Source organism: Agromyces sp. P1_H4 (assembly GCF_056405255.1).
In genome coordinates, this window is the sequence record NZ_JBFUCL010000130.1 from 1 (window position 1) to 9,260 (window position 9,260).

Here is a 9,260-nt window from a genome sequence, read left to right on the forward strand (position 1 = left end):
GGATGCCGCGTGGCATCCGCTCTTCGCCGTCCCGGGTGCGCCGGCCTCAGGCCCGGTGCGCCGGCTCGTGCGCTTCCTCGGTCGACTCCACCGGCGAATCACGGAGCGCGTCGGCGGTGCTCTCAGGCGCCGCGCCCACGACGGCCGCCGCCGCCGCCGCTCGCGTCATGCCCAGGTCGACGGGCGAGCGCCACAGCTTTGACGGCCACCAGATCGCCCGGCCGATGTCGTACGCCAGGGCGGGCACGAGGAGCGACCGCACGAGGAACGTGTCGAGGAGCACCCCGAAGGCGACGATGAACGAGATCTGGGCGAGGAAGAGGATCGGCAGCACGCCGAGCGCTGCGAACGTCGCCGCGAGCACCAGGCCGGCCGACGTGATCACCCCGCCCGTCACGACCAGTCCGCGCAGCACGCCCTCGCGCGTGCCGTGCCGCACGCTCTCCTCGCGCACCCTCGTCATCAGGAAGATGTTGTAGTCGACGCCGAGGGCGACGAGGAAGACGAAGCCGAACAGCGGGACGACGGGGTCGGCGCCGGGGAATCCGAACACCCCGTTGAACACGACCGCGGAGACGCCGAGCGCCGCGGCGAACGAGAGCACGACCGTGCCGATCAGCAGGAGCGGCGCGACGATCGACCGCAGCAGCAGCATCAGGATGACGAGGATCACGGCGAGCACGAGCGGGATGATGAGGTTCCGGTCGCGGATCGACGCGTCCTTCGTGTCGAGGGCGACCGCCGTGGTGCCACCGACGAGCACCTGGGCGTCAGAAGTGGAGACCTCCTCGAACTGGGCCCGCAGGTCGGCGACCACGGCCTCGGCGGCGTCGGAGTCGGCCGCGTCCTCCAAGGTCGCGTCGAGCTGCACGCGACCGTCGATCACGGTCGGCTCACCGGCGGGGGTTCCGGGAGGACCGAGCGGTTGGATGCCGTCCTCGGTGACGGGCAGCGAGCCGCTCGGGGAGTCCTCCGACACGACCGTCACCGCGTCGACCCCGTCGGTGGCGAGGAGCACGTCGGCGACGTCCTGCAGCTGGTCCTCGCTCGCGATGACCACGGCCGGGGTACCGGAGCCGCCCGGGAAGTGCTCGCCGAGCAGCGCCTGCCCGTCTCGGGCCTGCGACTCCCCCAGCACGAACTCGCTCGACGGCACGCCGTCGGCCTTGAGCTGCGTCATCCCGAGGGCGAGCACCGCCAGCACGAGCGTGGAGACCACCCACGTCACGCGGGGTCGTCGCGCGATGAGGCGCGCGACCCGCGGCCAGATGCCACGGCGTCCGACGACGTCATCGGCCTCGACGTCGACGCTGAAGTTCGGGCGCACGGGCCAGAACGCGGCACGCCCGGCCCAGAGCATGAGCGCCGGCAGCAGCGTGAGCGRCGTGGCCAGGGCGAAGAGGATGCCGATCGCCGACACCGGGCCGAGGATCTTGTTCGAGGTCAGCTCGCTCGCGAGGAGCATCAGGAGTCCGGCGATCACGGTGCCGCCCGAGGCGAGGATGGGCTCCCACGATCCGCGTAGGGCGGCCCACGTGGCATCCCACTTGCCCTGATGCGTGTGCAGCGCCTCGCGATAGCGGGCGATGTACAGCAGGGAGTAGTCGGTCGCCGCCCCGATCACGAGGATGAAGAGGATGCCCTGCGTCTGCCCGTTGAGCACGAGGATGTCGGCGCGGGCCAGTGCGACGACCGCGAGCACCGAGCCGCACAGCGCGGTCAGGCTGGTTCCGAGCACGATGACGGGCAGCAGTGGCGAGCGGTAGACGATGACGAGGATCAGGAACACGGCGGCGAATGCGACGATGAGGAGCAACCCGTCGATGCCCGCGAATGCCGCCTTGAGGTCGGTGGTGAAGCCGGCCGGGCCGGTGACCGCCACCTCGAGCCCGTCGCCCGCCGTCTCGTCCACCTGCGAGCGCAGCGCGTCGACCGCCACGTCGACCTCCGCACCGGCATCCACCTGCACGAAGACCTCGGCGGCGGCGCCGTCCTCCGAGAAGACGGGCGGCGACACGCCGTCGTCGACGACGCCCTCGACCTCGGCGAACGTGGCCGCATCGTCCTCGATGGCGGCCGTGTCATCGTGGGTGAGGCCGCCGTCGCGTGCGTAGACCACGATGGCAGGGATCACGTCCGCGGAGCGGAACTCGGCCTGCAGGTCCTGCACCCGGGTGGACTCGGCCTCGGCGGGCAGGAACTGCGACTGCTCGTTCTCCACGACGTCGCTCAGCGCGCCGAAGGAGGCTCCGCCGGCGCCGAACGTGCCGAACCAGAGCAGGATGAGGACGGTCGGGATGAGGACGCGGAGCCACGTGGGGACGCGTGAGGGGCGGGGGTCTGAGCGTTCTGCAGGTTCCATCCTGACCGACGCTACGGGCCGGTCAGTCCCCGGCGCGTCGTCCGAAAGTCGGAACCGGTGGGTCTACTCGACGAGCGCGCCGTGTCCGGCCTGGTAGGCGCGGATCCTGGTGAGCACCACGGCGCGCAGCTCCTCGGGAGCGCTCTCCTTGCAGGCGCGTTGCACGACCTCGGTAATCGCGACGCCCACCCGGAGCTCGGCCTGGCAGTCGGCGCAGTGCTCCACGTGCTCGCGGATGTCCGCGGCGTCCTCGCGTCGGAGTTCGTGGTGCAGGTACTCCTCGAGTTCGGCTCGTGCCTTCTCGCAGCCGCAGTCGGTCATCTCGTGCTCCTCGGCATGCTCTGTCTCCTCGTCGGTTGAGGCGCCGCACCCGCCGCGAAGCCCTGCTCGCGTGCGTAGTCGGCGAGGGACTCGCGGAGCAGCCGCCTGCCACGGTGCAGTCGGCTCATCACGGTCCCGATGGGGGTGTTCATCATGTCGGCGATCTCCTGGTAGGAGAAGCCCTCCACGTCGGCGAAGTAGACGGCGAGGCGGAAGTCCTCGGGGAGCGCCTGCAGGGCGTCCTTCACGGCACTGTCGGGCAGGTGGTCGATCGCCTCGGCCTCGGCCGAGCGGCTCGAACGTGCCGTCGTCGACTCGGCGCCGCCGAGCTGCCAGTCCTCGAGGTCGTCGATCGTGCCCTGGTAGGGCTCGCGCTGCTTCTTGCGGTAGCTGTTGATGAAGGTGTTCGTGAGGATCCGGTACAGCCACGCCTTGAGGTTCGTGCCCTGGGTGAACTGGCCGAACGCGGCGAAGGCCTTGACGAACGTCTCCTGCACGAGGTCCTGCGCGTCGGCGGGGTTCTTCGTCATGCGGAGCGCGGCGGCGTAGAGCTGGTCGATGAACGGCAGCGCCTGCTCCTCGAAGAGCTCACCGAGCGGGCGGGCCTYGTCGGGCGCGCCGTCGTTCGTCGTGGGGTCGATCTCGTCGGCAGTCATCACCGGCCATCCTAGATCGTCGGCCGTGGCGACCACTGGGCGTTCCATCACCGCAAGCGACACGCGCACCATCTCCTTCCGCGTCTCGGACGCTACTGTTGATAACCGATGCAGATTTCGAGGTATTCCGCACCCGAGTTCGATCCGTACGGCGAGGCCAGGCAGACCGAGCCCGACGACGGCTGGGCTGCGCCCGTCGCCACCGCTCCGCTCGAGTCCGTCGTGGCCCTTCCCGGGTCCAAGTCGCTCACCAACCGCGAGCTCGTCCTCGCCGCACTCGCCGACGGCCCGTCGACCCTGCATGCGCCGCTGTGGTCGCGCGACAGCGAGCTGATGCTCGAGGGCCTGCAGGCCCTCGGCACGAGATTCGAGCGGATGCCGGGCACCGGCGGATTCGGCGACGACGTGCGGGTCATCCCCGCCGACGAACTCCTGGGCTCGACGACCATCGATTGCGGCCTGGCCGGCACGGTCATGCGGTTCCTGCCACCCGTGGCCGCGCTGGCCCTCGGACCCACCACGTTCGACGGCGACGAGGGAGCGCGACGCCGTCCGATGGGCGGATCGATCCACGGCCTCCGCGACCTCGGCGTCGACCTCGACGACGACGGCCGCGGCAGCCTCCCGTTCACGGTGCACGGCACCGGACGCGTGACCGGCGGCGTGCTGGAGATCGACGCGTCGGCGTCGAGCCAGTTCGTCTCGGGCCTCCTGCTCGCCGCGGCCCGCTTCGACGAGGGCCTCGACCTGCGCCATGTCGGCGAGCGCCTGCCGAGCCTCCCCCACATCGAGATGACCATCGACACCCTGCGGGCGCGCGGCGTCGAGGTCACGAGCCCCGAACCGGGCCGATGGCTTGTGGAGCCGGGGCCGATCCGCGCCATCGACGTGGCCATCGAGCCCGACCTCTCCAACGCGGCGCCGTTCCTCATCGCGGCGCTCGTCGCGGGCGGGCACGTGACGATCACCGGATGGCCGGCGGAGACGACCCAGGTCGGGGCACAGCTCGCGCAGCTGCTGCCCCGGTTCGGCGCCCGGGTCGCGCTCGACGCCGATCGCCTCACCGTGCGCGCACCCGAACCCGGAGCCGACGGAGGCCGCGGCATCCGTGGCGTCGACCTCGACCTCTCTGAGGCCGGCGAGCTCGTGCCGAACCTCGTGGCCCTCGCGGCGTTCGCCGACGGCCCGAGCACCTTCACCGGCATCGGGCACATCCGCCACCACGAGACGGATCGGCTCGCCGCGCTGACCGCAGAGCTCAACGGCCTCGGCGGTGCGGTGACCGAACTCGACGACGGACTGCGCATCGAGCCGGCGCCCCTCACCGGCGGGCCCTGGCGCGCCTACGCCGACCACCGCATGGCCACCACCGGCGCGATCGTTGGCCTCGCCGTGCCTGGCGTCGTGGTCGACGACATCGGCTCGACCTCGAAGACCCTCCCCCAGTTCACCGCGCTGTGGGAGCAGATGCTCGCATGACCTGGTGGGACGCCGACGACGCGGACGAGGACGAGCCCGAGTTCGACGAGTCCGACGTGCGGGTGCGGCCCAATCGCCGCGGCAGCCGGCCCAGGAGCAAGAACCGGCCGGAGCACGCGGACGCCGTCCCGGGCGTCGTGCTCGGCGTCGACCGTGGCCGCTACGCCGTCCTCATCGACGAGGGCGGACCCGACGAGCGCGAGATCACCGCCGCGCGCGCGAGCGAACTCCGCCGCAAGTCCGTCGTCACCGGCGACCACGTCGACCTCGTCGGCGACACCACCGGCGAGGAGGGCACGCTCGCCCGCATCGTCCGGATCGGCGAGCGCTCCACGCTGCTCAGGCGCAGTGCCGACGACACCGACGAGGTCGAGCGGATCATCGTCGCGAACGCCGACCAGATGCTCATCGTCGTGGCCGCGGCCAATCCCGAGCCGCGCATCCGCCTCGTCGACCGCTACCTCGTGGCCGCGTTCGACGCCGGCATCCAGCCGCTGCTCGTCATCACCAAGACCGACCTCGCCGACCCCTCGGAGTTCCTCGAGAACTTCGCGGGGCTCGACCTCCCCGTCTTCCGCTCGAGCACCGACCGGATGCCGCTCGACGAGATCACCCGCGCACTCGTCGGGCATCGCACGGTGTTCGTGGGCCATTCGGGCGTCGGCAAGTCGACCCTCGTGAACGCGCTGGTTCCCAGTGCCCACCGCGCGATCGGTCGGGTGAACGAGGTCACCGGACGCGGACGCCACACCTCGTCGTCGACGGTGTCGCTGCGGATCGAGGGCGAGGCCGGCACCGGATGGGCGATCGACACCCCCGGCGTACGCTCCTTCGGCCTCGGGCACGTGAACCCCGCCAACATCCTGGGCGCCTTCACCGATCTCGCGCGCATCGCCGAGAACTGCCCTCGCGGGTGCACGCACCTGCCCGACGCGCCCGACTGCGCCATCAACGAGGCCGTCGAGGCGGGCGAGCTCGGCGAGACGGGCCGAGCCCGGGTCGACTCGCTGCAGCGGCTGCTCACGACCTTCGCCTGAGCGTCGCGCCGGCCGACGTGCCTACGATGGACGGATGACCGACGCACGTCTCGCCCCCGGCGACCTCGCTCCAGACTTCACCCTCGACGACCAGGACGGCTCGCCCGTGACGCTCTCGTCGCTGCGCGGCTCCCGGGTGCTCCTGTACTTCTACCCCGAGGCCATGACGCCCGGTTGCACCACCGAGGCCTGCGACTTCCGCGACAACCTCAACTCCTTCAAGGGCGCCGGCGTGCGCGTGGTCGGCGTCTCGAAGGACGATGTCGCGAAGCTCAAGCGGTTCGCCGAACGGGACGGGCTGAACTACACCCTGCTCTCCGACGAGGATCTCGCGGTGCAGCAGGCCTACGGCGTGTGGGGAGAGAAGCTCCTCTACGGCAAGACCGTGGTGGGGTCCATCCGGTCGACCTTCGTGATCGGCGAGGACGGACGCATCGAGCGCGCCTGGTACAACGTCAAGGCCACCGGGCACGTCGCCCGCGTGCGTCGCGAGCTCGGCCTCGACGGCTGAGCGTCAGGCGCCGTCGGGCGCCCGGTCCACGTCGCCCGGACGCGTGTACGCGATCCGCACCGGCGCCCACAACAGGAGCCCGATCACCGTGATCGCGGGCACGAGCAGCAGCCAACCGACATCCGGTCGCGCGAAGAGCCCCTGGAACGCGCCGACGGCGATCGACACCTGCAGCACCTGCCACACGATCGCAGCGGCACGCGACCAGGGCGCCCGCCGGATGGAGGCCACCGCCACCGCGGTGACCCAGATCGCGCCGATCACCACGAGCACGATGAGCGCGATGGCCGTGGCGTACGACGACGGTTCGAGCGCCAGCAGGTCGACCACGAGCCAGACCACCACGGCGACGAGCGCGGCCGCCTCCAGGAAGAGCAGTCCCGTGACGGTGACGAGCGCCGCTCGCACTCCTCCGGAGCCGGATGCCTCGCGCGGCATGTTCGGCTCGGGGCCGTCCTGATTCACAGCGTTATCCCAAACACGGCTATTGATTCGATCTCTCCGCTATGCGACCATTTATGAGGCCGAATTGATGCTCACAGGGACGTGAGCCGATCAGTCATGATCCTACTTCCCGATATTCGGCTTTCCCCCTGCAGCACAAAGCCGAACACGGCTGGCGCAATCGTGCGCGTCTGCGATCGAAGTACACGCAAGGAGCATCTCCATGGATTGGCGCGACAAGGCCGCCTGCCTCACCGCAGACCCGGAACTCTTCTTCCCGGTCGGCAACACCGGTCCCGCCGTCGACCAGATCGAGAAGGCGAAGGCCGTCTGCGGCCGCTGCACCGTCACCGAGATCTGCCTGCAGTACGCCCTCGAGACCGGCCAGGACTCGGGCGTCTGGGGCGGTCTCAGCGAAGACGAGCGCCGCGCCCTCAAGCGCCGCGCCGCGCGCGCCCGCCGCGCCTCCTGAGGGCAGCGCCCCACCGGGGCGCGCCGTCGCCACCCGGCCGCGGCTCGACCGCTATGCCGGCGTGATCCAGCGCAACGGCACGTCGATCGTGACCTCGGTGCCGCGACCCATCACCGTGTGCCAGTCGATGGTCCCGCCGAGCTCGCCCTGGATCAGGGTGCGCACGATCTGGGTGCCGAGACCCTCGCCGACCTTCCCCTCGGGGAGTCCCGAGCCCGTGTCGCGCACCTGGACGGTGAGCGTCGTCGGCGAACGGTCGGCGGTGATCTCGACGTCACCCTCCTGACCGGCGAGTCCGTGCTCCACGGCGTTCGTGACCAGCTCCGTGAGGGCCAGCGCGAGCGGCGTGGCGTACTCGCTCGGCAGCACGCCGAACGACCCCGAGCGCTTGGGGTGCGCCGTGGTGTTGTGCGCGGAGGCGACCTCGGCGACGAGCAGCAGCGCCCGGTCGAACACCTCGTCGAAGTTCACGTTCTGCGTGAGGCCCTCGGAGAGGGTGTCGTGCACGACGGCGATCGCCCCCACTCGACGCATTGCCTGCGTCAGCGCGTCGCGCGCCTCGTCCGAGTGCGTGCGACGAGCCTGGATGCGCAGCAGCGACGCGACGGTCTGCAGGTTGTTCTTGACGCGGTGGTGGATCTCGCGGATGGTCGCGTCCTTGGTGATGAGCTCCTGCTCCTGGTGGCGCAGCTCGGTCACGTCGCGGCTCAGCACGATCGCCCCGATGCGCTCACCCCGATGCCGGATCGGGATGGCCCGCAGCGACACGGTCACGCCCCGCGACTCCACGTCGGTGCGCCACGGCGCCCGGCCGGTGACCACCAGGGGAAGGGACTCGTCGACCACGAGCTTTCCGCTCAGCAGGCGCGTCGTGACCTCGGCGAGCGACTCGCCCTCGAGCTCGTCCTCGAAGCCCATGCGGTTGAAGGCCGACAGGGCATTGGGACTCGCGAAGGTCGTCACGCCGTCGAGGTCGAGGCGGATGAGTCCGTCCGACGCCCGGGGAGCGCCGCGACGTGGCCCCGTCGGGGCACCGAGGTCGGGGAAGTCGCCCGACGCGATCATCTGGAAGAGCTCCTCGGCGCACTCGTTGAACGTGAGTTCCTGCCGGCTGGCCGCCCGCGTGGCTCCGAGGTTCGTGTGTCGCGTGATCACTGCGACCGGCTCGGGCGCCAGGTGGGTGCCGGTTGCCGAGAGCCGCCGCATGACCGGCACGGCACGCACCCGTGTGGGCATCTCCTCGTACCAGTCGGGTGCGGAGGAATCGGTGATCCGTCCCGACTCGAACGCGCCCGTCACGAGCTCTCGCCACTGCGGCTTGATCTGCTGGCCGACGAAGTCGCGGTAGAAGAGCGTCGCGGCGCTCGATGGGCGGGCGTGGGCCACCGCGACGAAGTCGTCGTCGCCCGACGGCACCCAGAGCACGATGTCGGCGAAGGCGAGGTCGGCGAGCAGCTGGAGGTCGCCGACGAGCATGTGCAGCCAGTCGACATCGGCCTGACTGCTGCGGCCCTGGGCGAGGACGAGTTCACTGAGGGTCGACACAGACCCAGCGTAGTGCGCGGTTCAGGATGCCGCCGCGAGACGTCCGCCGRCTGCGGCTCGACGTCAGCCGGCCGCGGTACGGCGCATCGGAGCGAGCGCGAAGCCGCGCCGCCGGACGGGCTCGGGCACGGGGAGGACGTGATCGAGCACGTACTCGCGGAGCGCGGCGCGCAGCGGGCTGCGCGGTGCGGCATCGCGCAGCGTGCGCGCCGTGAGGATGGCGGCATCCGTCGAACGGCCGTCGTGCGGAAGCAGCGTCGCCTCCGCGATGGCGCCGAACCGCCGGAGCGTCTGCCGCACCTGGGCGTGCGCGTCGATGCCCAGCGCCGCGGCCCGCACGCGGTTCACGACGACGTCGACTCGGTCGGCGTCCACGAGCTCGAGGAGCTCGCCGTGGCCGCGCAGCAGCCTCGACAGCCCGACCGGGTCGGCG

The 9,260-nt window shown here is 71.0% G+C and carries 9 protein-coding genes and 1 pseudogene; 4 read left to right on the forward strand and 6 right to left on the reverse strand.

The window, feature by feature from the left end:
- Positions 1 to 46 precede the first annotated feature (46 nt).
- From AC1DY2_RS09730 to AC1DY2_RS09740, 3 genes are all read right to left on the reverse strand, one after another.
- Positions 47 to 2,362 carry an MMPL family transporter gene (locus AC1DY2_RS09730; RefSeq protein WP_476762236.1) on the reverse strand — a complete coding sequence of 772 codons (2,316 nt, stop codon included), beginning with the start codon at positions 2,360 to 2,362 and terminating at the stop codon, positions 47 to 49.
- A gap of 63 nt (positions 2,363 to 2,425) precedes the next feature.
- Positions 2,426 to 2,683 carry a mycothiol system anti-sigma-R factor gene (gene rsrA, locus AC1DY2_RS09735; RefSeq protein ID WP_159603199.1) on the reverse strand — a complete coding sequence of 86 codons (258 nt, stop codon included), beginning with the start codon at positions 2,681 to 2,683 and terminating at the stop codon, positions 2,426 to 2,428.
- Positions 2,680 to 3,387: a sigma-70 family RNA polymerase sigma factor gene (locus AC1DY2_RS09740; protein WP_476762237.1), complete on the reverse strand. Its 708-nt coding sequence runs from the start codon at positions 3,385 to 3,387 to the stop codon at positions 2,680 to 2,682. Before AC1DY2_RS09740 ends, rsrA begins: the two co-directional genes overlap by 4 nt.
- Before the next feature lie 60 nt (positions 3,388 to 3,447).
- Here AC1DY2_RS09740 and aroA point away from each other — a divergent pair, with 60 nt between their 5' ends.
- Genes aroA through bcp form a run of 3 tightly spaced genes read left to right on the forward strand, consistent with a single transcriptional unit; the run spans position 3,448 to position 6,366 of the window.
- Complete coding sequence (gene aroA / locus AC1DY2_RS09745; RefSeq protein WP_476762238.1) at positions 3,448 to 4,818, forward strand: 3-phosphoshikimate 1-carboxyvinyltransferase; 1,371 nt, start codon at positions 3,448 to 3,450, stop codon at positions 4,816 to 4,818.
- A complete protein-coding gene (gene rsgA, locus AC1DY2_RS09750; RefSeq protein ID WP_476762239.1) occupies positions 4,815 to 5,855 on the forward strand; it encodes a ribosome small subunit-dependent GTPase A in 1,041 nt (346 codons plus the stop codon). The genes aroA and rsgA overlap by 4 nt, the downstream gene beginning before the upstream one ends.
- A 34-nt stretch (positions 5,856 to 5,889) precedes the next feature.
- Positions 5,890 to 6,366 (forward strand): thioredoxin-dependent thiol peroxidase, encoded by a 477-nt coding sequence (gene bcp / locus AC1DY2_RS09755; protein ID WP_476762240.1) that lies wholly within the window; start codon positions 5,890 to 5,892, stop codon positions 6,364 to 6,366.
- A gap of 3 nt (positions 6,367 to 6,369) precedes the next feature.
- Here the strand turns inward: bcp and AC1DY2_RS09760 are convergent, their stop codons facing one another.
- On the reverse strand, positions 6,370 to 6,831 hold the full coding sequence (locus tag AC1DY2_RS09760; RefSeq protein ID WP_476762241.1) for a hypothetical protein: 462 nt from the start codon (positions 6,829 to 6,831) through the stop codon (positions 6,370 to 6,372).
- A 202-nt stretch (positions 6,832 to 7,033) separates the two neighbouring features.
- Between AC1DY2_RS09760 and AC1DY2_RS09765 the strand changes: the two genes are divergently transcribed.
- Positions 7,034 to 7,282: a WhiB family transcriptional regulator gene (locus AC1DY2_RS09765; RefSeq protein WP_022881603.1), complete on the forward strand. Its 249-nt coding sequence runs from the start codon at positions 7,034 to 7,036 to the stop codon at positions 7,280 to 7,282.
- 51 nt (positions 7,283 to 7,333) lie between these two features.
- Here AC1DY2_RS09765 and AC1DY2_RS09770 read toward each other — a convergent pair whose 3' ends face one another.
- Entirely contained in the window at positions 7,334 to 8,827 is a 1,494-nt protein-coding gene (locus tag AC1DY2_RS09770; RefSeq protein WP_309973131.1) for a sensor histidine kinase, read from the reverse strand.
- A 63-nt stretch (positions 8,828 to 8,890) separates the two neighbouring features.
- Positions 8,891 to 9,260, reverse strand: a pseudogene (locus tag AC1DY2_RS09775) (hypothetical protein); the annotation flags it as partial.